The 21,589-nt window shown below is 67.9% G+C and carries 18 protein-coding genes; 7 read left to right on the top strand and 11 right to left on the bottom strand.

All coding sequences use genetic code 11. The features are described from left to right. Window positions 1-10: 10 nt before the first annotated feature. On the bottom strand, window positions 11-877 hold the full coding sequence (gene sigJ, locus EV650_RS31435; RefSeq protein ID WP_134122809.1) for an RNA polymerase sigma factor SigJ: 867 nt from the start codon (window positions 875-877) through the stop codon (window positions 11-13). Window positions 878-968: 91 nt separating this feature from the next. On the opposite strand from sigJ, the gene EV650_RS31440 reads away from it, so the two are divergent. From EV650_RS31440 to EV650_RS31450, 3 genes are all read left to right on the top strand, one after another. After that, window positions 969-2,141 (top strand): NAD(P)/FAD-dependent oxidoreductase, encoded by a 1,173-nt coding sequence (locus tag EV650_RS31440; RefSeq protein WP_134122810.1) that lies wholly within the window; start codon window positions 969-971, stop codon window positions 2,139-2,141. 50 nt (window positions 2,142-2,191) lie between these two features. Continuing rightward, window positions 2,192-2,971, top strand: coding sequence for an SDR family NAD(P)-dependent oxidoreductase (locus tag EV650_RS31445; RefSeq protein WP_134122811.1), 780 nt, complete (start codon window positions 2,192-2,194; stop codon window positions 2,969-2,971). 73 nt (window positions 2,972-3,044) lie between these two features. Then, window positions 3,045-3,623 (top strand): nicotinamidase, encoded by a 579-nt coding sequence (locus EV650_RS31450; RefSeq protein ID WP_134122812.1) that lies wholly within the window; start codon window positions 3,045-3,047, stop codon window positions 3,621-3,623. Here the strand turns inward: EV650_RS31450 and EV650_RS31455 are convergent. From EV650_RS31455 to EV650_RS31475, 5 genes are all read right to left on the bottom strand, one after another. Further along, window positions 3,616-5,148, bottom strand: a complete 1,533-nt coding sequence (locus EV650_RS31455; protein WP_134122813.1) for an AbgT family transporter — start codon at window positions 5,146-5,148, stop codon at window positions 3,616-3,618. The two genes, EV650_RS31450 and EV650_RS31455, sit on opposite strands and share 8 nt — an antisense overlap. Continuing rightward, window positions 5,145-6,062 carry a CE1 family esterase gene (locus EV650_RS31460; RefSeq protein ID WP_134122814.1) on the bottom strand — a complete coding sequence of 306 codons (918 nt, stop codon included), beginning with the start codon at window positions 6,060-6,062 and terminating at the stop codon, window positions 5,145-5,147. Before EV650_RS31460 ends, EV650_RS31455 begins: the two co-directional genes overlap by 4 nt. 93 nt (window positions 6,063-6,155) lie before the next feature. Beyond that, a complete protein-coding gene (locus EV650_RS31465; RefSeq protein ID WP_238174598.1) occupies window positions 6,156-6,914 on the bottom strand; it encodes a creatininase family protein in 759 nt (252 codons plus the stop codon). 29 nt (window positions 6,915-6,943) lie between these two features. Next, complete coding sequence (locus EV650_RS31470; RefSeq protein WP_238174599.1) at window positions 6,944-7,633, bottom strand: FadR/GntR family transcriptional regulator; 690 nt, start codon at window positions 7,631-7,633, stop codon at window positions 6,944-6,946. Between the two features lie 185 nt (window positions 7,634-7,818). Next, window positions 7,819-9,669, bottom strand: a complete 1,851-nt coding sequence (locus tag EV650_RS31475; RefSeq protein WP_166678358.1) for a bifunctional metallophosphatase/5'-nucleotidase — start codon at window positions 9,667-9,669, stop codon at window positions 7,819-7,821. Between the two features lie 222 nt (window positions 9,670-9,891). On the opposite strand from EV650_RS31475, the gene EV650_RS31480 reads away from it, so the two are divergent. Further along, entirely contained in the window at window positions 9,892-10,683 is a 792-nt protein-coding gene (locus EV650_RS31480; protein WP_202875132.1) for a polysaccharide deacetylase family protein, read from the top strand. Here the strand turns inward: EV650_RS31480 and EV650_RS31485 are convergent. Together EV650_RS31485 and EV650_RS31490 are read right to left on the bottom strand one after the other, a co-directional pair. Beyond that, window positions 10,680-11,276: a hypothetical protein gene (locus tag EV650_RS31485; protein ID WP_238174600.1), complete on the bottom strand. Its 597-nt coding sequence runs from the start codon at window positions 11,274-11,276 to the stop codon at window positions 10,680-10,682. The two genes, EV650_RS31480 and EV650_RS31485, sit on opposite strands and share 4 nt — an antisense overlap. A gap of 321 nt (window positions 11,277-11,597) precedes the next feature. Next, complete coding sequence (locus EV650_RS31490; protein ID WP_134122816.1) at window positions 11,598-12,791, bottom strand: homogentisate 1,2-dioxygenase; 1,194 nt, start codon at window positions 12,789-12,791, stop codon at window positions 11,598-11,600. 74 nt (window positions 12,792-12,865) lie between these two features. Here EV650_RS31490 and EV650_RS31495 point away from each other — a divergent pair, with 74 nt between their 5' ends. From EV650_RS31495 to EV650_RS31505, 3 genes are all read left to right on the top strand, one after another. After that, window positions 12,866-13,720: a hypothetical protein gene (locus EV650_RS31495; protein ID WP_134122817.1), complete on the top strand. Its 855-nt coding sequence runs from the start codon at window positions 12,866-12,868 to the stop codon at window positions 13,718-13,720. Beyond that, window positions 13,717-14,916: a fumarylacetoacetase gene (gene fahA, locus EV650_RS31500; protein WP_134122818.1), complete on the top strand. Its 1,200-nt coding sequence runs from the start codon at window positions 13,717-13,719 to the stop codon at window positions 14,914-14,916. The genes EV650_RS31495 and fahA overlap by 4 nt, the downstream gene beginning before the upstream one ends. 425 nt (window positions 14,917-15,341) lie before the next feature. Then, on the top strand, window positions 15,342-19,103 hold the full coding sequence (locus EV650_RS31505; RefSeq protein ID WP_134122819.1) for an endo-alpha-N-acetylgalactosaminidase family protein: 3,762 nt from the start codon (window positions 15,342-15,344) through the stop codon (window positions 19,101-19,103). Between the two features lie 50 nt (window positions 19,104-19,153). Here the strand turns inward: EV650_RS31505 and EV650_RS31510 are convergent, their stop codons facing one another. The 3 genes from EV650_RS31510 to cseB all read right to left on the bottom strand — a co-directional run bounded on the left by EV650_RS31510 (window position 19,154) and on the right by cseB (window position 21,582). Beyond that, on the bottom strand, window positions 19,154-19,567 hold the full coding sequence (locus EV650_RS31510) for a hypothetical protein (RefSeq protein ID WP_134122820.1): 414 nt from the start codon (window positions 19,565-19,567) through the stop codon (window positions 19,154-19,156). A gap of 71 nt (window positions 19,568-19,638) precedes the next feature. Further along, entirely contained in the window at window positions 19,639-20,883 is a 1,245-nt protein-coding gene (locus tag EV650_RS31515) for a sensor histidine kinase (protein WP_134122821.1), read from the bottom strand. After that, complete coding sequence (cseB, locus tag EV650_RS31520) at window positions 20,884-21,582, bottom strand: two-component system response regulator CseB (protein WP_134122822.1); 699 nt, start codon at window positions 21,580-21,582, stop codon at window positions 20,884-20,886. It abuts the gene before it with no gap. Window positions 21,583-21,589: the final 7 nt, after the last annotated feature.

A 21,589-nucleotide genomic window follows, 5' to 3' on the forward strand; every position in this document is an offset into this window, starting at 1 on the left:
ACGATAACTGTCAGCTCATCGAGTAGCGAACCCAGGGCCTGAGCTTGCCGGGGTTGCGGATCCCCCAGATGTGTTTGATCCGGTCGCCCGAGACCTCGAACGCGTACACCGTCACAGTGACGCCACCGCGCTGCGCCACCAGACCGGGCTGACCGTTGACCGTCCGCTCGAGGATCGTCAGGTCGCGGAGCTTGCCGCCGAAGTTGATCAGTGAGCGCGCGATCCGCTCGGCGCCGGCGATCGGGCGGAGCAGGGCACTAGTGAGGCCGCCGCTGTCGGCGATCACCGTGGCGTCGGGGTCGAGCAGGCTCATCAGCGCGGCGATGTCCTTGGCCTCCCAGGCCTGCTTGAACTCCCTGATGATGGCGGCCTGCCGGTCCGCCGGGGTCGCGGGCGCCTGCGCCGTGCGGATCCGGCGGCGGGCCGAGGAGGCCAACTGGCGACAGGCCGCCGGTGACCGGCCGACGATGTCGGCGACTTCGGCAAAGGGGTAGCGGAAGACATCGTGCAGGATGAACGTCACCCGCTCGGCCGGCGTCATCGATTCGAGGACGACGAGGAACGCCATGTTGACCGACTCGTCGAGGGTGACCCGGTCGGCCGGGTCCGGGCTGTCCCACTCGGCGGGCTCGGGCAGCGGCTCGGGGATCCACTCTCCGACGTACGTCTCCCGCCGTACCCGTGCCGACGACAACTGGTTGAGGCACAGCCGGCTGGTGACCGTGGTCAGCCAGGCGCCCGGGGATGCGATGGCGTCCTGCTGCTCTCCGGACATGGCGTACCAGCGGGCGTAGGCCTCCTGGACGACATCTTCGGCGTCGGCCAGGGAACCGAGCAGCCGGTAGGCGAGATTGATCAGCTGGCGCTGTTCCTTCATGACTCTTCGACCAGACAGCGCGGCGATTTGTGACGCCTCACGTTATGAACGGGTCGCTTGTCGGACTGGTGTGACCAGAAAGGAACCCACCATGTCCGAGAAACTGCACCAGGTCGTCGTCATCGGCGGCGGGTACGCCGGAACTCTTGCCGCCAACCGTCTCCGGGTGAACGCCGACGTTGCCATCACCTTGATCAACCCCCGTCCGAAGTTCGTCGAACGCATCCGGCTGCACCAGTTCGTGGCACGTACCGGCGACGCCACGATCGACTACGGCACGCTACTCGGCGAGGGGATCGAGCTCGTCGTCGACAGCGCAACGGATATCGACACCACCGCCCGTACAGTGCGACTGGCGTCGGGCCGCGCGCTGGACTACGACTACGTCATCTATGCGGTCGGCAGCACTGCGGCGATTCCGTCCTCGGTGCCTGGCGCGGCCGAGTTCGCCTTCGACATTGCCGAGTTCGAGTCCGCGCAGCGGCTCCGCGCCAAGCTGGACGATCTGCCCCTCGATGCCCCGATCACCGTGGTCGGCGGCGGACTGACGGGCATCGAGACGGCCGCCGAGCTGGCCGAACGAGGACGCGCGGTCACGCTGGTATGCGGCGGATCCCTGGCGCCGACGTTCAGCACGAAGGCTCGCCGATACATCGGCAAGTGGCTGGCCCGGCACGGCGTCGACGTACGTTTCGTGGACAAGGTGACCGAGGTTCGGCCGGATGCGATCGTCCTCTCCGACGGCGGGACCCGACCCAGCGCGCTGACGATCTGGACGACCGGTTTCGGCGTACCGGAGCTGGCGGCCGCGAGTGGACTGCACACCGACGCGCTCGGTCGGCTGCTCACCGACGAGACGCTGACCAGCGTCGACGACGACCGCATCGTCGCGACCGGCGACGCGGCCGCCCCGTCCGGACAGCCGCTTCGGATGAGCACGTACGCCGCTGGTCCGCTCGGGGCGCAGGCCGCGAACACCGTGCTGAGCCGCATCGCCGGGACCGAGCCGGCGGTGATCGACCTGGCCTTCACGGGAGCCTGTGTCAGCCTCGGCCGGCAGGCCGGGATCCGGCAGCTCGCCCGCAAGGACGACACCGCGGTGAACGTCTACATCGCCGGTCGGCTGGGCGCGGTGATCAAGGAGACGGCCTGCACGTTCGTGGTGGAGAAGCGGATCCGCCGCGAGGCCCGCGAGCCGGGCTCGATGGGCTGGCCGAAGGGCGGTCCCCGCGCTGTGAAAGAGGGCTTGCCTCAGGTTAGTTAGTCGGCTAAGTTTTCTGCTTAGCCGACTAAACAATACTGGGAGGACGGGTCATGGACCTGGGATTCAAGGACGCCGCGGTGCTGGTGACGGGCGGGTCGTCGGGGATCGGGCGGGCCACCGCGATCGCGTACGGGCGGGAAGGTGCGCGGGTCGCGATCACCTACAACACCCGGAAGGACGCGGCCGAATCAGTCGCCGCGGAGATCGAGGCGTCCGGCGGTACGGCATACGTCGTACCGCTGGATCTGGGTGAGCCGGAGACGATCGCGGCTGCGGTCGCGTCGACCGTCGAGCATTGGGGCGGTCTCGATGCCGTGGTCGCGAACGCGGTCAGCTGGGGGACGCTCGGGTACGACGAACGGCCGGAGAAGATCGAGGATTCCAGGCCGGAGTGGTGGACCGGGATCCTGCGAGCGAATCTCGAGGGGAACTTCCACCTTGTCCAGCAGGTCGCACCGGCGCTGCGGCGGTCGGAGCACGGCCGGCTCGTGCTGATCTCGACAGACCTGGCCGAGCGCGGAATGAAGGGTTCCTGGGCGTACGGCGCCGCGAAGGCCGGACTGCACGGCCTGGCCGCGAGCCTGCAGCACGACCTGGGCGCGGACGGCGTCCTGGTCAACGTCGTACTCCCCGGCATCACGCTGGAGAACGGCGAACACCGGGTCATCCCCCGGCCGGTGCTGGACCGGATCGCGGCCGGATTCACCGCCCGGCACCTGCCCGACACGACCGAGCTGGCCGACGCGATCCTGTTCCTGACGTCGCCACGCACCAAGGCGATCCAGGGACAACTGCTCCACGTCACCGGCGGCAACCTGATTCCGGGGTGATCGCAATGCGGCCCTGACGGCGCCGACGCTTGTACGGTGGGCTCAGGGAGTACTCCGATGAAGGAGCGTCGCGATGGCTCGGGCACTGATCGTGGTGGATGTGCAGAACGACTTCTGCGAGGGCGGAAGCCTGGCCGTCAGCGGTGGCGCCGATGTCGCGTTCCGGATCGGTGAGCTGCTGCACAAGTGGCACGAGGCCGAGGTCGACGACCGCGAGTACGCGTACGTCGTGGCCACCCGGGACCACCACATCGACCCGGGTGACCACTTCTCCAACAACCCCGACTACGTGAACTCCTGGCCGCGGCACTGCGTCGCCGGCACCGACGGCGTCAGCTTCCACCCGAACCTGGACCCGCAGCCGTTCGACGCGATCTTCGACAAGGGCGAGTACGCAGCGGCGTACTCCGGCTTCGAGGGCAAGTCCCACGAGGGCGGTCACGCACTCGCCGACTGGCTCCGCGGCAAGGGCGTCACCAGCGTCGACGTCTGCGGACTCGCAACCGACTACTGCGTCCGCGCAACCGCCCTCGACGCCCGCAAAGAAGGCTTCGGTACGACGGTCCTCACCGAACTCACCGCTGGCGTAGCTCCCTCCAGCACCGAACAAGCCCTCACCGACCTCCGCACCGCCGGCGTCGCCCTTACCTGACTGGGGCTCCTGGGCCGAGGGGGATGCCTAGCGCCCACCAGGCCAGGAACAGGAGGGTCCACGCGACGGTCATCGCGATGGCTAGTGGGACGGTGTACGACGCGAGGGTGCCGACGCCGGCGTCCTTGCGGTAGCGCTGCAGGAAGCCCAGCGCCATCACGAAGTACGGACTCATCGGGGTGATCGCGGTCGACCCCGAGTCGGCGATCCGGAAGAGTGCCTGCGTGGTCTCGGCCGGGACGCTGAGCAGGAGCATCATCGGCACCAGGATCGGCGCGGTCAGCGACCACATCGCCGAACCACTCGTCACCAGCACGTTGATCACCGTCAGCAGCACCAGGATGCCGAGGAAGATCACCACCTTCGGCGCACCGAGATCGCCGAGCCAGCGCGCGGATTCCGCGGACAGCAGGTCGCCGATGTTGCTCCAGTCGAAGTACGCGAGGAACTGCGCGATCGCGAAGAACAGCACCAGCACCGGCGCCATCTGCTTGATCCCCTCGCCCATCAGCCTCGGTACGTCGGCGGCGCGCTCGATCGCCTTCACAGTAACGCCGTACGTGATTCCGACCAGGCCGAACAGGACGGCGACGACCATCGCGATCCCGTCCAGGAAAGGCGAGTCGACGATGCTGCCGTCCTTGCCGCGCAACGGGGATCCGTGGGGGATCAGGATCGCGACGATCGCCAGCGCGGCGACCAGGAAGACGAGGCCGGCCCGGCGTAGACCCTTGCGCTCGGCAACCGATACGGCCAGCTGATCTGCGTCGTCGCCGGGTGCGTCCGGGTCGGCCTCGAGGTCGGTCCGCTTGCTCAGCACAAGCCGGGTGACCAGCGTGATCACCAACGCCAGCAGGACCGACGACGCGATGTTGAAGAACCAGTTCGACAACACCGAGATGTGCGCGTTCGGGTCGATCGTCTTCGCGGCTGCGGTGGTGATGCCGGCGAAGATCGCGTCGTTCGGGGTCGGGATCGGACTGGCGTCGTACCCGGACGCGATCGCGGTGTACGCGACCACGATGCCGAGGATCGGCGACCGGCCGACCGCGCGGAACGCGAGCCCGCCGAGCGGGACCAGGATGATGTACGCCGCGGCCGACGCGACGTGCGCCATCGTGCCGGCGAACGCGACCGCGAACACCACCATCGACTGCGGCACCCGGGACACGCTGACCCGCATCAACGTCTGCAGGAAGCCGGTCCGCTCCGCCAGCGCGACGCCCATGATCACGACCACGATCGTCGCCATCGGCGGGAACTCGGCGAAGTTCGAGATCGCCGTCGACACCGCCATCTGCAGGCCGTCGCCGGAGAGCAGGTTCTGCACCGCGACGATCTTGCCGTCCTTCGGCGAGGCCACGGTCACGTCCAGCGCGGACAGGATCGTGCTGACCACGGCCAGGATCGCGGACAGGATCCAGAACAGCCAGAACGGGTGCGGTAGCGCGTTCCCGATCCGCTCGATGACCGCCATCGCGCGGACCAGGCGCGGCAGCTCCCTCGTGTCGGTCGCCGTACTCATGAGAGCTTGTGGGCTTTGAAGAAGGCGCCGATCAGCTCGTGCGCCTCGAACGTCTGGGTGACGTAGCCCGGTCCGGACGTCGAGTCCGAGCCCGGCCAGCTGTGCCCGCCGTCGGTGACCGCGACGTGCACGACGTCGGCCTTGCAGCCCTTGTAGGTGAACTTGAGTACGTCGTCACCGAGCTGACTGGTCTTCGGGTCGGGCTTGCAGTGGTCGCGGACCGTCCAGTCGCGGACCCAGGTCTGGATACTCGGCAGGTCCCGCTCGCCGTCGCCGCCGTACGGGATCGTCGTGTCGCCGGTGCCGTGGATGTCGAGGACCGGGATCGGGCGGCTGGGACTGCAGTGGGTGCCCTCGATGTAGAACGCGCCGGAGACCGGGGCGATCGCGGCGAACCGGTCGGCCATTTGACAGGCCAGGATGCCGGTGAAGCCGGCGCCGTTGGACTTGCCGGTGGCGTAGACCGCGCGCGCGTCGACGCAGTACTTCGATTCAAGGTCGTCGAGGAGGTCCTTGGTGAACTTCACGTCGTCGACTCCCTTGGCGGCGTACGGCGCTCCTTGCCAGGCCTGCTTGTCCTCGTCGCCGATCACGCCGTTGGGATAGGCAACGATCGCGTCGAGTTTCGAGAGGTCGGAGAACGCTTCGGTCTGGGCGCCGGTCTTGCCTCGACCGTGGTATACCAAAATCAGCGAGGTCGCCTTGGAGCTCTTGTAGTTGTCCGGCACGTGCAGGCGATAGGTGCGGGTGAGACCGCCGCTTGCCACGGTGTAGTCGCCGCTCGGGGCGGCCTGCTTGCCGCAACCAAGGGTGGATGTGGTGGATGCGGTTGCCGTCGGCAACGTGGTGGCGGCGGTCACCAGAGCCGCCGACGCCACGATTGCGGCCAGGGTTTTCGGGCGTGCGAGGTTCATCAGGGGTGCCTCCTCGGGCAGGCGGCCTGCAGGCGGGCAGGCGCGCGCTGGACCTCCCTGAGCGAAGGTCCAGTGTTCGGGGGTGGTACTGCGTCAGGCCGAGAGGAGCTCGTCGGCGAAGGCGGCTATCCGGTCGGCGGCGGTCTCGATGAGGAGACGGCCGTCCTCGGCTGTGGCGCGGCGGGGATCGCCCAGCACGCCACGCTTGTGGTACGCGTCGAACCCGACGGAGAGTCGCGGACCCCGCGACTCCCGGGACAGCCGGGCCGTTGTGGTCAGTTCGTCGAGCGTGGTGGCACCCGGCTCCAGGCGATCGGCCTGGACCAACTCCGGAGCCAGGTAGAGCATCTGCGCGGTCTCCGCCTCACCGGCGTGACCGTGCAGCTCGCTGACTCCTTCGATCAGGTCCGACACCACCGACGTGACCGGGGTCCACGCGAACGTGAGCTCGCTACGGACGTACTCCTGCGCGAGCACAGACAGGGCAGCGTTGTTCCCTCCGTGCCCGGTGATCACCAGGAACTGACGCCAGCCGTGCTCCCGCAGTCCGCCAACGAGATCCCGGAGTACCTGCATGAACGTTGCCGGAGACAACGTCATCGTGCCGGCGAAGGCCATGTGGTGCGGAGAGACGCCGTACGGCACGGCCGGTGCGATCACCGCGCGACCGGCCAGCCGCTCGGCGACCCGCTCGGCCACACCGATCGCACGAACGGTGTCGGTCGACATCGCCATCCCGCCACCGTGCTGCTCCTGCGCCCCCACCGGAATGATCACCAACGGCGCATCCCGCACCGCCTCCGCAGCCTCGTCCGTCGTCATCTCCGCCAGTTTCCGGAAGCTCCTGGTCACCTGGCGACTGTTTCGTTCCGGAAAGGTGCTCATGACCACTCCGGCGCGGATTCGACGGTACGGCGGATGTTGTCGAGGTGCTCGCGGGTGAGCCGCTCGGCCAACCCGGCGTCCTGTGCGCGGACGGCCGCCACGATCGCTTGGTGTTCCTCGTGATCACGCCCGCGGTTGTCGTACAGCGCGCGGATCTGCTGCTGCTCGCGGACCCGGACCTTCAGCAGCGAGGCCAGAACCTCTTGCAGCAAAGGGTTCCCGGACGCGGCCGCGAGCTCGACGTGGAAGTTGAGCGCGAACGCCGGACCGCCGGGCGGGACGAGCGCATTGGTGACCGCGGCCTCCAGACGCTCCAGATTCTCCGGTCGGCGCGCGATCGCGGACTGCGCTGCGACGGCCGGCTCGATCACGAGCCGCGCGCTGATCAGCTGCAGCACCGAGTCCTTGGTGATCGGCGGCCGATGCGGGTTCGCCAGTACGACGTTGTTGATCGTCGGACCGACGTACGTCCCGGACCCGTGCCGGAACTCGACCGCCCCGGTGGCCTCGAGCTTCCGCAATGCCTCGCGCACCGTCGGCGTGGTGATCGCGAACCGCTTCGCCAGCTCCCGGGCCGACGGAATCGCGTCGCCGGTCCGCAAGCCACCGTCCCGGATGATCCCGAGGATCGACTCGGTCAACCGGTCCGACAGGCTAGGCGGCAACTCCGCAGCTGAGTAACTCACAAAGTGACTAAATCACTTAGCCATTCCCCCGGTCAAGACCTCGCCGCGACTGCGATCACCAGCAGCGTGATCGCAGCGCGCCGTACCGCTCGGGGATCTGCAGGCAGCACCCGGTAGGCCAGGCGAGTTCCGGGAGGAGGATCCGCTACCGACTCCTCCCGGGCCTTGCTCAGAATTCCTCGATCTCAGGCCGTGACGGTGATCGGGGCGCCGTTGGAGGTCAGCGACCAGTCGACGGTGTGGAAGGTGTTCGGGTCTACCTCGCCGGTGGCGGTGACGTAGTCGATCATCAGTTGGCGGATCTCGACCTGGCGGTTGTAGACGACCGGGGCGGTCGAAACGTGCGGGAAGTTGCCGCCGCCGGACTGGCGGTAGTTGTTGACCGCGACAACGAATTCCTGGTCGGCGGTCACCGCGGTGCCGTCGTACGCGAGGTCCGTGATCCGCGAGCCGGTTGCCTTGGCGATGTCGATCTTGTAGGTCAGCGGCTTGGTCAGCCCGCCGAGGATGTCGTAGTTGTAGTCCGGCGTACCGGTCGGCGCGGTCGGAGTCGGCGCGTTGGTGACTTGGTCGGACGGGAACGGGCCGGTCCCGGTGACCTGCTTGAAGTACTGCGCGGAGAACTCGAGGTAGTCCTTGATCTGCGTGCCCGTCATCGTCACCGCGAGCAGCGTGTTGTCGAAGACGTACAGCCCGGCCACGTCGCGGACCGACACGTCGCCGGCCGGGATCGCGGCGTCCCGGTTGAAGGGGGCCGCGATCGCGAGTACGGGCAGCGAGGCCTGCGGCGTACCGACGAGCGCCTTCGACACCGCGTCGGCCTGGATGAAGTTGACGAAGTCGAGCGCGGCGGTGTCCTCCCACGGCGCGGTGGCCGCGGACATCGCCTCGGTGCAGGTGCCGATCTTGCCGTTGACGTACTCGACGACCTTGTCGTGATCCTTCTGCAGCAGCGCGACGACCTTGGGGTCGGCGTCGACGGTGTTCGCGTTCAGGACCTGGCTGTGCCGCCCGACGACCTTCCACTGACCGCGAACCTTCTGCAGGTCGAGGTCGATCAGCGACAGCCGCATGCCCCACTTCAGCGGCTCGGTCAGCACGACCTGCTCGCCGCTGGTCTTGTTGGTGACGAGTCGCTCCGGGATCTCCAGGTGGGCGTGGCCGACCAGGACGGCGTCGATGCCGGGAACGGTCTCGGCCATCAGGACGGACGCGTTCTCCGGGTACGGCAGTGCGTCGCCGTACGACGAGGACAGGTCCATGCCCGAGTGCGCGGACACGATCACGATGTCGGCGCCGGCCTTGCGGACCCGCGGCACCCAGAGCTTCGCCAGCTCGACGATGCCACCGAACTTCAGCTTGTTCTCGACGTTCGCCTTGTCCCAGATCGCGATCCCCGGGTTGGTCAGGCCGAGGATACCGACGGTGATCGGCTTCTCCCCCGGCACGTGCACCTTCTTCAGCACGTACGGCGGGAAGGCGGGCAGACCCGTGGTCCAGTCCTGGGCGTTGGCCCCGAGCAGCGGAAAGCGCAGCTGCTGCTGGAACTTGCGGAGGATGTCGATGCCGTAGTTGAACTCGTGGTTGCCGAGCGCGGCCGCGTCGTACCCGATCCGGTTCATCGCCGCGGCCATCGGGTGGATGTGGCCGCCGGTGATGGGCTCGATCTTGGCGAAGTAGTACGACAGCGGGGTGCCCTGGATAGTGTCGCCGGCGTCCAGCATCAGCGGACGCGGCGCACGGCGGTCGGCGGCGATCCGGTCGCGGACCGCGGTGACCAGCGTGGAGATCTTGGCCAGGCCGATGTCGTTGTGCGCGGTGTCGTCGTACTCGGCGTTCTTGAAGTAGTCCCAGTTGAAGACGTTGCCGTGCAGGTCGGTCGTCCCCATCACGGTCAGCCGCACGGTCTTGTCATGCCCGTGCCCGGGACCTCCGGCGTACGCCGGGATTGCCTCGAAGCCGGCCGCCGCCAGCGCCGCGGCGCCGCCGATCACGGTTCGTCTGGTCATCGTCGTCCGCTCACCGCTGTCGGTCATCAGCCGCCTCACTGGTCTGCCGGCCGGGATCTCCGGCACGAGAGCACACGATACGGCCGACCCGGTGCCTCGATGAACCACCCGGCACGAGAGGATGCACTGCATGACCGCCCTCATGCCACGCCTTCGGCGCGGCGGGTCACGGGGCTGTAACTCCCGCCCTTCCCTCGTCACTCCGGTCGCTCCGCTCCCTCCGCTCCTCAGTCCAGGGCGGGAGGCCCCGTGACCAGGCCGCCCGGCAAGCTCCTGCCGTTGGTCGCCGCCCTGCTTTGCGGTGCCGTCCTCGCCCAGACCGCCAACCCGTCCGCACACTCGACCACGTCCGCCAAACCCGTCGTCCAAGCGCCAAGCCACGGCCTGTTGAGTACGTCGACCACCTCCAAGCGGGGCGAGCCGTCGTCGACGAAGCAGCCCATTCAACCGCCCGCGAAGCCGGCGGTCGCCAAGCCGCCCGCGGACGACTGGAATCTGACCGGCCACGGCAAGGTCCTGTACCTGACGTTCGACGACGGACCGCAGCACGAGTGGACGCCGAAGGTACTGGCGGTACTGCGCAAGCACCACGCGCAGGCGACGTTCTTCGTGCTCGGGATCCAGGTCGCGCAGTTCCCGGAGCTGGTCACGGCCGAGCGGGCCGCCGGGCATCACGTCGGCAATCACACGTACGACCACAAGACGCTGACGACCTTGCCGGACGCGAAGATCCGCCAGGAGATCGCGATGGGCGTCAAGTCGAAGTGCCTCCGCCCGCCGACCGGCGCCACGAACGCCAAGATCCAGGCGATCGCGGCGTCGTACCACCAGCGTCAGGTCCTCTGGGACGTCGACACCGAGGACTGGGAGAAGCCCGGCACGGCGCGCGTCGAGCACGCGATCATGTCCGGTGCTCGCCCCGGCGCGATCATCCTGATGCACGACGGCGGCGGCAACCGCTCCGAAACCGTCGCCGCGCTCGACCAGGCCCTGACCAAACTGACCAAGCTGGGCTACACGTACCGCTCGCTGCCCTGCTAGCGCTTGATCTGAGCGGTGCCGCCGGAGAAGTGCTTCATGGCCTCGTCGATGATGTGCACCGGCTGGTCCAGGGCCTTCACCAGGAAGAGGCCCGTCGGGCGAAGTAGCGGGTTGGGCTTGACGACGCTGCGGACCGAGGCCTGGTCGAGACCGCGGACGCCGGCCGTGGTGGCGCCCACACCGCGGGCCAGATCGAGGTCGAGCACGTACTGCCCGAGGAGCTTCTGCTGCCGGAAGCCGCGGACGGCCTTCCACTGCAGGACAACGGGGTACGCCGCTCCGTCGCAAGCGAGCTCGAGTCCTTTGAGTGACATCCGCATCGCGACCTGTTGCAGGTCGTTGGCGTCGTACCACTGCTGCCGCTCGGACTGCAGCCGGAACACCATCACCGTGCTGAGTAGCAGCGGGATCATTGCCAGGATCAACAAGATCGCGAACGGCCACATCCCGGCGCCGTGGAACGCGACCAGCGCGTACAGCGCTGCGGCGATGCCGACCACGGCGATCGCCAGCGTCACCCAGGCGCCACGCCGCTCGACGGTCCGCACGACCTCGCGCCGCCGCAGCACCGCCTCCCGGTCCACAAGCACCACGAACGGCACCTCGGGCGCCGCCGATGCCGATGGTGCCGCCGGTGTCACGCCAAACGGCACCTCTGGCGCGGCCGGCGGAACGATGGCCGGTGCCTCTGGCGTTACCTGTGGAGTTGCGTCCCCGTCCTCACTCACCCGGAAAGAATCCCACACGGGCGTGTCTCCCGCTCCCCTGCCGTTGCGAGCAGGTGCTCGGCGGAGTGCCTCGGTGTGCTGGAGCGGAGGGATCGATGTGGTTTCATCGTTCCCTTCGCTCCAGTGCAGCGAGGTGCCCGCCGAGTGCCGCGCAGTAGGCAGGGGAGCGGGAGACACGCCCTACCCTCAGCTCTTGTGACGGCCCGCCCAGGTCCAGGCGTAGACGCCGTCGTCGACGGCCTGGCCGCCCTCGCCCAGTTCGAGCGGCCGGAAGGTGTCGACCATGACGGCCAGTTCCTCGAACCGCTCCGCGCCGAGCGACGCCTCGATCGCCGACGGCTGCGGCCCGTGCGCGTACCCGCCAGGGTGCAGCGAGATCGACCCGAGCCCGATCCCGGAACCCTTCCGCGCCTCGTAGTCGCCGCCGCAGTAGAACATCACCTCGTCCGAGTCGACGTTCGAGTGGTAGTACGGCACGGGCACCGACAGCGGGTGATAGTCGACCTTCCGCGGCACGAAGTTGCAGACCACGAAGTTGTAGCCCTCGAACACCTGGTGAATGGGCGGCGGCTGGTGCACCCGCCCGGTGATCGGCTCGAAGTCGCTCACGTTGAACGTGTACGGATACAGGCACCCGTCCCACCCGACCACGTCGAACGGATGCGTCGCGTACGTCATCCGGCTACCGACGATCCCGCCGGCCCCGTTGCCACGGTGCTTGACCAGCACCTCGACATCGGTCCCCTCGACCACGAGCGGCTCAGTGGTGGGGTGCAGGTCGCGTTCGCAGTACGGCGAGTGCTCGAGGAACTGCCCGTACCGGGACAGGTAGCGCTTCGGCGGCGCGATGTGCGAGTTGCCCTCGATCGCGTACGCGTGCACGCCGTCCGGGCCGGGCAGCCAGCGGTGCGTGGTCGCGCGCGGGATGATCACGTAGTCGCCCTGGACCGCGTTCAGCACGCCGAAGATCGTCTCGACGGTCGCCGAGCCCTTCTCGACGTACACGCACTCGTCGCCGATCGCGTTCCGGTAGTACGGCGAGGGCTGCTCGGCCACGACGTACGAGATCCGGACGTCACCGTTGCCGAGCACCAGCCGCCGGTCGTCGACCGCGTTCGTCTTCGACGTGTCGGTGAACAGGTCGTGCAGCTTGAGGTGCCGCGGGGTGAGCGGGTGGTTGGCGACGGTGGCGAGGTCGGGGAGGTCCCACACCTGCGAGTCGACGATCGCGGACGGTACGCCGGCGTGGTACAGCAACGACGAGTCTGACGAGAACCCCTCCTCGCCCATCAGCTCCTCGTAGTACAGCCCGCCGTCCGGTTTCCGGAACTGGGTGTGTCGCTTCGGCGGAACTTCCCCGACCTGCCGGTAGAACGCCATCAGAATTGCTCCATCGTATCCGATAATCGAACGCGTGCGTCCGCTTACCGAAAGCATCCGTTAGGCTCTGGGCCATGTCAACCGTCCCTGCCCTGTACCGGCACCTGGTCGACGACGCCTCGATGTTCCCGCCCGGCGACCTGCCGCTGACCGAGGCCGTCACCGCGCACCGAGCGCACCTCGCCGCGCCGTACGCCGAGCTCGTCGGAGCATTCGTGTGTACCGACGACGACCTGATGAAGGTCCCAACCGAGGCCGCCCGCATCGGCGGCGGTCCGCTCCGCGTGTCCGTGGTGATCTCCGGCGGCGCCGGCGGGATCGAGCCGGTGATCCGCTGGGGCGACCGCTCGAAAGACGTCGAGGTGACCGCGGTCGAGGTCCGGCTGCGCGACGAGGACGACCTGTCCCGCAACGCGCTGCGCGTGGTCCGTGCCTGCGATGACTGCTTCGACGAAGAGTCGGCGTACGTCGAGATCGGTCTGGGCGGAGCGTGGGAGCGCGCGCTCGACGTGGTCGCCGACGCCGGGTACGCCGCCAAGCTGCGGACCGGCGGACTCGACGCGGCGCTCTTCCCGTCGGAGGACCAGGTCGCGTCGTTCATCACGGCTTGTCTCGACCGGGAGGTCGCGTTCAAGTGCACGGCGGGTCTGCATAACGCGGTGCGCCATACGGCTGAGGACACGGGCTTCGAGCATCACGGGTTCCTCAACGTGCTACTCGCTACTCGGGCATCACTCGACGGCGCGTCGCAGGACGAGCTGATCGCCGTACTGGCGTCTCGCGACGGGGCCGACCTTGCTGCGCGGGCTCGGGAACTGTCGGATGACCAGGCCGCGAACACCCGCAAGTGGTTCACGTCCTTCGGCTCGTGCAGCATCGATGAGCCGCGCGAGGACCTCACCGCTTTGAGCTTGCTGGAGACGCTGTGAGCTGGATCGACATCCCGGCCGGTTCTCCGTTCACGCCGGACAACCTGCCGCTGGGCGTGTTCCGGCACGGCGACGAGGAGCCGCGGGTGGGTGCCGCGATCGGCGACCAGATCATCGATCTCGCGCCGGTCGCGTCGGCGCAGATGCTGGACGGCGCGCAACTGTTCGCCGAGCCGACGCTGAACGCGTTCCTCGCGCTCGGCCGCCCGGCCTGGCGCGCGACCCGCAGCTGGCTGCTCGAGCTGGTCCGCAACGCGAACGACCGGGACACCGTCGAGCCGCATCTGATCCCGCAGTCCGCGGTCACCATGCTGCTGCCGTTCGAGGTCGCGGACTACGTCGACTTCTACGCCTCCGAGCAGCACGCGACGAACCTCGGCCGGCTGTTCCGCCCGGACTCCGAGCCGCTACTGCCGAACTGGAAACACCTCCCGGTCGGCTACCACGGCCGGGCCGGCACAATCGTTGCCAGCGGCACCGACATCGTCCGCCCGTCGGGTCAGCGCAAGCCGCCGGACGCGGCGGTTCCGGTCTTCGGTCCGTCCCAGCGGCTCGACATCGAGGTCGAGCTCGGCTACGTCGTCGGTACGCCGTCAACGCTCGGAAAGCCTGTGTCCGTTGACGATTTCGAGGACCACGTGTACGGCGTGGTGCTCGTGAACGACTGGTCGGCGCGGGACCTGCAGGCCTGGGAGTACGTACCCCTCGGCCCGTTCCTCGGCAAGTCGTTCGCTACGTCGATCTCGCCGTGGGTGGTCTCGCTCGACGCACTCGCGGCATCCGCTGTACCGCTGCCGACCCAGGACCCGCCGGTCCTCCCGTACCTGGCCGGCTCGGCCTTGGTGAACTACGACATCACCTTCGAGGTCTACCTCAACGGCCACCTCGTCAGCAGCCCGCCGTACCGCGACATCTACTGGTCCCCCGCCCAGATGCTCGCCCACATGACAGTCAACGGCGCCACCCTCCGCACCGGCGACCTCTACGCCTCCGGCACCATCAGCGGCCCCGAAAAGACCCAACGAGGCTCCTTCATAGAGCTGACCTGGGCCGGCCGCGAACCCCTAGTCGTAGCCGGCAAAGAACACACGTTCTTGGAAGACGGCGACCAGGTAACCATCACCGCCTGGGCCCAGTCACCAGACGGAACCCGCCTAGGCCTCGGCGAAGTCACCGGCCGAATCCTCCCCGCCTGACCCCCTCGCTTGCGACAGGCGCGCTGCATTTGAACAGGAGGTGTCAGCCGCCCAGGTAGTACACCTGAGCGTGATTGCGTCCGCGCGTACAGCGTCCCGCAAGTGCACTACCTGTCGAACTGCACACTCACCAGCCGCCGCCCCCCGTGCCCGCGAGACTGAGCCAGCAGCCACCCGCCCGGGCACTCCGGCCGCCCGCGCCCGCACCGCCAGCCGAGCCCACCGGCCGCCGGCCTGATCCGCCTCACCGTCCCCCTGGCCAACGCCGGAGGCGACCTCACCCGACCCGCCTCCCTCTGACCAGCCCCGGAGGCGGCCTCCGTCCACTCCGCCTTTCCTTTGCCGATGCCGGAGGCGAGGCGAATCTTGTTCATTAGTGTTTGTTTCTCTTGACCTGTTGGCTGTTACGTGCGAACTTTTGGCGCATGAAACGTTCAGTGGGGTGTGGAGTACTGGCTGTAGCGTTGACCGCCGGTGTGCTGAGCGTGCCCGCCGGGGCGCACGCTGACAGCACCGCCGGCGACCTGACGCTGCGGACGCAGGAATTGACGGTCACCGTCGGGGCGGACTTTCCCCGGGTGATCAAGTACGTCGACAACGCCTCCGGGCAATCCCTCGGCGGCCAGCCGGACTCGATCGCGACCGTGACGATCGACGGCGTGGCCCGGACCGCCCACCTGACCGCGCCGGCCACGGTCGGTGCCGGCAAGGCGTCGTACACGCTCGCCTTCGACGCCCTGCCAGATGTCCAGCTCGACGCCAGCCTCAGCGTGGCCGGGCGGGTCACCAAGTTTGCGATCGACGCCGTCCGTGACACCGAGACGAGTCGCGTGCACACGATCGACATCCCGAACCAGGATCTGGTCTCGGTCGCGAGTACGGACGCGGGCGCGACCACCGCGTTCACCAAGCTCGACCCGGACTCGACCCGGACCGCCGACAAGATCACCCCGGTCACCGCCGCCACTCCGGCCGAGACCGCCGCCACCGGAGCGGCGTACGCGTTCGTCAACACGAGCGGCCTGGCTGCGGGCATCGAGTCGAACTCGACGTACGACAAGCCCTCCGGCCCCACGGTCGACGACGGCGCCCGCTTCTGGCACCAGGCCCGTAAGAGCGCCGACGGCAGCACCCGCGTCGGCGTGTGGAGCGGCCAGTGGACGTACCGCGCCGACACCTCGCCGTATACCGAACCACTCCCCTGGGCGAAGGTCGTGGTGACGCCGGACGCGAACCACGACAAGACCGTCGACTGGGAGGACGGTGCGGTCGCGTTCCGCTCGATCATGGTCGAGCCGAAGGGCGGCGACCAGGTCAAGGACCGGGTCGTCACGCATATCCCGTTCAACTTCGCCAGCCAGGCCACCCACCCGTTCCTGCGGACGCTCGACGACGTCAAGCGGATCTCGCTCGCGACCGACGGTCTCGGTCAGTTGGCCCTCCTCAAGGGGTACGCCGGTGAGGGCCACGACTCGGCCCACCCGGACTACGGCGGCGACTACAACCTCCGGGCCGGCGGACTGACCGACCTCAACACCCTGCTCAAGCAGGGCAAATCCTGGAACGCGGCCTTCGGCGTCCACGTCAACGCGACCGAGTCCTACCCGGAGGCGAACGCGTTCAGTGAAGATCTGGTCGACAAGACCGCCAAGGGCTGGAACTGGCTGAACCAGAGCTACTACATCAAGCAGCGCCCGGATCTTGCCTCCGGCAACATCATCAAGCGGTTCCAGCAGCTCCGCGACGAGACCGACAAGAATCTGCAGGAGCTGTACATCGACGTGTACTACCAGTCCGGCTGGCTGGCCGACGGCCTGACCCGGCAGCTCGCCGACCAGGGCTGGCAGATCGCCACCGAGTGGGCCAACCGGAACGAGCGCACCTCGCTGTGGTCGCACTGGGCCAACGACCTCGACTACGGCGACGCGACGAACAAGGGCCTGAACTCGCAGATCATCCGGTTCGTCCGTAACCACGAGAAGGATGTCTGGAACAACGACCCGATCCTCGGCCAGTCCGCGATCGTCGAGTTCGAGGGCTGGACCGGCGAGACCGACTGGAACACGTTCTACAGCAACATCTGGCAGCGCAACCTGCCGGCGAAGTTCCTTCAACAGCAGAAGATCCAGGACTGGAACGCGAACGACATCACCTTTACCGGCGGCGTCCGCGGCGCGGTCGAGAACGGCAAGCGGACGGTGTACGTCGGGAACGCGAAGGTCCTCGACGGAGACAAGTACCTGCTCCCGTGGGACAACAACAAGAAGCTCTACCACTACAACCCAACCGGTGGCCAGACGACCTGGAAGGTCCCCTCAGCCTTTGCTGGAGCACGCACCTTCTCCGTCTACAAGCTGACGGACACCGGCCGGGTCAAGGTCGCGACCGCGCCCGTCCACCAGGGCAGCATCACGCTGAACGCCACGGCCGGTCAGCCGTACGTCATCTACCCGGACGCCGCACCCAAGCCTCGCCCGGCTGAATGGGGTGCAGGCACGCATCTCCAGGTCCCCGGCTTCAACGCCGGCAACCTCACCGCCTGGAACGCCACCGGCGGCGCGACGATCGCGACGCTCGAGAACGGCCAGCACGTCGCCTCGCTCGGCACCCGTCAGTCGTCGATCAAGCAGCGGATCACCGGCCTCACTCGCGGTCGGACCTACAGCGCCTCCGCCTGGATCGAGGTCGAGCCCGGCAAGTCGCGCCCGACCACGCTCTCCGTCGACGGCGTCAAGAACGTGCTGACCAGATCCACCGCGCAGAACATGGTTGCCTCTGACGACAAACATGGCGCGAACTACCAACGCGTCCGCGTCGTCTTCGACGCGAAGGGCAGTACTGCGGACTTCGCGATCGCGGCCGGTGCCGGGAAGGCCGCCGTACGGATCGACGACGTCCGTGTGGTCGAGACCAAGCGGCCCACGGCCGGACTGGTGGACGACTTCGAGAACGTCGACCAGGGCTGGGGACCGTTCGTGAAGGGTGACGCCGGCGGGGTCACGGACCCACGGACGGTGCTCGCGAAGAAGCACGCGCCGTACACGCAGGCGGGCTGGAACGGGAAGCTCGTCGACGACGTCCTCGACGGCGGCTGGTCGCTCAAGTCGCACGAAGAGAACGCGGGTTTGGTATACCGGACCACGCCATCGACGGTGAACTTCCAGCCGGGGCACAAGTACAAGGTCAGCTTCGACTACGAGAGCGGTCGGGCTGGCCAGTACTCATGGGTCCAGGGCGTCGACCGTCCGGACTCGGTCGAGGTCAAGGCGACCCCGATCGGCGAGCAGCGGACCAAGGCGACGTTCAACCAGGAGTTCGTGGCCGGATGCGGTGGCGACTACTGGGTCGGTCTGCGCAAACTGACCGACGGTGGCGATCAGACCGACTTCATCATGGACAACTTCGCCGTCACCGATCTCGGTACGACGTCGGAGCCGGCGGACTGCACGTCCGTCGCGGTGTCCGGGCTGACCGGTCTCGTCTCCGGAGAGGCGAACACGGTCACGACCACGTTCACCAACAACGATGTGGTTGCCGCCGACAACATCATGCTAGGCCTGACGGCACCGGACGGATGGACCGTCACGGCAACCACTCCGGCAACTCACGCAACCGTTGCCGCAGGCACCAGTGCGACGACCACCTGGGACGTGACACCGCCGGCCGGTACACCGGAAGGCCAGTACCCGTTGACGGCATCGGGTGGTCAAGCAACGATCAGCGCGGAGGCGACCGTACTCCCGCCGGGCATCGTCCCGCAGTCCCGGATCAAGGTCGCGGACGTGGACAGCGAGGACGTTGGCACCGGAGGCGCCGCGACGATGGCGCTCGACGGAAACCCCAGCACCATTTGGCATTCCGCCTGGTCCGAGGTCCCCACCCCGGCAGGCTTCCCGCACCACATGACGCTCGACCTCGGGTCGACGTACCAGGTGAACGGGTTCAGCTACCTGCCCCGGCAGAGTGGGACGAACGGGATGTTCAAGGGGTACGAGATCTACGTCAGCGCCGACGGCCAAGACTGGGGTACGCCGGTCGCCAGCGGTGAGTTCCCGAACTCCATCGCGGTACAGCGGGTCGACTTCACCGCCAAGCCCGGCCGCTACGTGAAGTTCGTCGGCACCAGCTCCCTCAATGGCGCAGTCTTCGGTTCCGCATCCGAGTTCAACGTCTACGGCACCCACTAAACAAAGCGGCGCCACTCTCCGCCCCTTGGGGAGTGGCGCCGCTTCGCGTCTTACTTGGTGATGGTCACCGAGATCGGCGCGGAGGCGGTGTTCGCTGCGACTACGCGGAACTTGTTGACGCCGACGCGGCCGCTCTCCACCCAGACCGAGTAGGTCGCGCGGCTGGTCACCTTGGTGCTGGCCGGGAACTTGACCCACTTGCCGTTCTCGAGCCGCTGCACCTGGACGACGGTGTTCTTCGCGATGCCGGCGGTCTTGCCGGTGAAGGAGACCTTGGCCCACGCCTTCGCGGTGGCCTTGTCCGACTTGATCGTGATCGACTTCGCCGCGACCGAAGCGCTCGCCACGGTGGTGTGCGTCGTGGCCGCGTTGGCCTGCAGGGCTCCGGCGATGCCGAGGCCTCCACCGGCCAGTGCGAGACCGGCGACGACGGCAGCGGAACGGCGAATGAACTGAGTACGCATGATGTTCTGGTTTCCCCTCGTTTTGTTGGTGTTACGGAGGGGAAGACGCGACGGCAGCAGGAAAGGTTGTGTTACGACTGCGTCTCAGGTTCGGACGGCAGCACCAGACGAGCCAGTGCACCACCGCCCGGAGCCTCACCAAAGGTCAGCTCAGCACCGAGAACCTTGGCATGACCGGCCGCGATGGTCAGCCCCAGACCGTGCCCGACACCGCGCTCGGCCATCCCGGACCGGAACCGGCGCGGGCCCTCGGCAATCAACTCCTCCGGGTAACCGTTGCCGTGGTCAACCACCTCGACGGTCCGCCCGCTGACCGTGACCTCGACCGGCGGCTTGCCGTGCCGCAGTCCGTTGACGATCAGGTTGGCCAGGATCCGCTCGATCCGCCGCGAGTCGGTCGACACGGTCTGGTCCGGCCCGAGCTGGTGGACGATCACGCTGTCCGGCGCCAGCGACTGCTGCATCCGCAACCGAGCCACAGCCGATCCGACGAACGCGCCGAGGCCGAGCAGCTCCAGGTCGGCCTGCTCGACACCCGAGTCGAACCGCGCGATCTCGAGCAGGTCCTCGACCAGTCGCCGCAGTACCTTGGCCCGGTCGCGGACCAGCTCGCTCGGTCGGCCCGGCGGCAGCAGCTCGGCCGCGGTGGTCAGACCGGTCACCGGCGTACGAAGGTCATGCGCCACATCCGCGGTGAACCGGCGCTCGGCCTCGAGCTGGCCGCGCAACGAGCTGGCCATCGTGTCGATCGCGGTCGCCAGCGACTGCACCTCATCCTTGCCTTTGCCAACGGCCTGGGCCGCCGACGCGTCCAGGTCACCGGCGGCGATGCGCCGTGCCGCACCGGCCACTGCGACGATCCGCTTGGACAGGCTGCCGGCCAGGATCACGCTGACCAGGGCGACCAGCGCGACCGTGCCGATCCCGCCGAGCAGGAGCGCCCGCTGGAGCGCCTTCATCGAGTCGTCGCTGGTCTGGTAGTCCTGCTCGATCGAAAGGATCTTGCCGTCCTTGACCGCGACCGCCGCCCACATCTTCGCGTGCGGCGATCCGGTCTTGAACGTGGCCCGCTTGCCCTCGAGCACGGCGTCGCGCAGCTGCGGCGGCAGATCCGGATCGTCCACCTTCGCTCCGAACACCGGTACGTCGTTGGTGTCGTAGCTCTGCGCCGCGAGCTGGATCCGCTCGTCCGCGAAGCTGCGCGTGCGGTCCAGCCTGGCCGACTGGGCCTGGGTGTAGACCGCGACGCACAGCACCAGGATCGCGAGCGAGGAGACCAGCAGGAAGATGAGACCTAGCTTGCCCCGCAGCCCCATCTAGGCCCGCAGCTTGTACCCGAAGCCGCGGACGGTTTCGATGCGGTCGGCACCGATCTTGGTCCGCAGCCGCTGCAGGTGGACGTCGACCAGCCGGCCGTCGCCGCCCCACTCGTAGTCCCAGACCCGCTGCAGCAGCGTCGAACGGCTGAGCACCACACCGGGGTTGTTGGCGAACTCGATCAGCAGCTTGAGCTCGGTCGGCGTCAGCTGGACGGTCTGTCCACTCCGCCGTACCTCCAGCGCCTCCCGATCCAGCTCGAGGTCGCCGAACGACTCCACGCCGGAGCCGGCCGCCGGCGCCGGACGCTCCGGATCGGACACCGCCCGGCGCATCACCGCCCGCAGTCGCGCCACCAGCACCTGGGTGTCGAACGGTTTGGTCACATAGTCGTCGGCGCCTGCTTCCAGACCGAGTACGACGTCGAGCGCGTCACCGCGGGCCGAGACCATCACGATCGGAACCGTGCTGGTCTCGCGGACCCGTCGGCAGACCGAGATGCCGTCCAGGCCGGGCAGCATGATGTCGAGCATCACGACGTCCGGATGGATCTTCTCGAATCGCTCGATCGCTTCCAGGCCGTCTTCTGCCGTGGTCACGTCGTAGCCGTGTCGCTCGAGGGTCAACTGGGTCGCCTCACGGATCACCGCGTCGTCCTCGACCATGAGAATGCGCGCTGCCGGTTCTTCCGGTACCACCGAACTT

Source organism: Kribbella kalugense, from assembly GCF_004365875.1.
Lineage (GTDB): Bacteria > Actinomycetota > Actinomycetes > Propionibacteriales > Kribbellaceae > Kribbella > Kribbella kalugense.

Coding starts and splice junctions, on each gene's coding strand:
- EV650_RS31495 (WP_134122817.1), top strand. CDS start 12,866: ATGTCAACCGTCCCTGCCCTGTACCGGCACCTGGTCGACGACGCCTCG.
- sigJ (WP_134122809.1), bottom strand. CDS start 877: ATGAAGGAACAGCGCCAGCTGATCAATCTCGCCTACCGGCTGCTCGGT.
- EV650_RS31510 (WP_134122820.1), bottom strand. CDS start 19,567: ATGCGTACTCAGTTCATTCGCCGTTCCGCTGCCGTCGTCGCCGGTCTC.
- EV650_RS31460 (WP_134122814.1), bottom strand. CDS start 6,062: ATGAACCTCGCACGCCCGAAAACCCTGGCCGCAATCGTGGCGTCGGCG.
- EV650_RS31505 (WP_134122819.1), top strand. CDS start 15,342: ATGAAACGTTCAGTGGGGTGTGGAGTACTGGCTGTAGCGTTGACCGCC.
- EV650_RS31440 (WP_134122810.1), top strand. CDS start 969: ATGTCCGAGAAACTGCACCAGGTCGTCGTCATCGGCGGCGGGTACGCC.
- EV650_RS31445 (WP_134122811.1), top strand. CDS start 2,192: ATGGACCTGGGATTCAAGGACGCCGCGGTGCTGGTGACGGGCGGGTCG.
- EV650_RS31490 (WP_134122816.1), bottom strand. CDS start 12,791: ATGGCGTTCTACCGGCAGGTCGGGGAAGTTCCGCCGAAGCGACACACC.
- EV650_RS31475 (WP_166678358.1), bottom strand. CDS start 9,669: ATGACCGACAGCGGTGAGCGGACGACGATGACCAGACGAACCGTGATC.
- EV650_RS31450 (WP_134122812.1), top strand. CDS start 3,045: ATGGCTCGGGCACTGATCGTGGTGGATGTGCAGAACGACTTCTGCGAG.
- EV650_RS31515 (WP_134122821.1), bottom strand. CDS start 20,883: ATGGGGCTGCGGGGCAAGCTAGGTCTCATCTTCCTGCTGGTCTCCTCG.
- EV650_RS31455 (WP_134122813.1), bottom strand. CDS start 5,148: ATGAGTACGGCGACCGACACGAGGGAGCTGCCGCGCCTGGTCCGCGCG.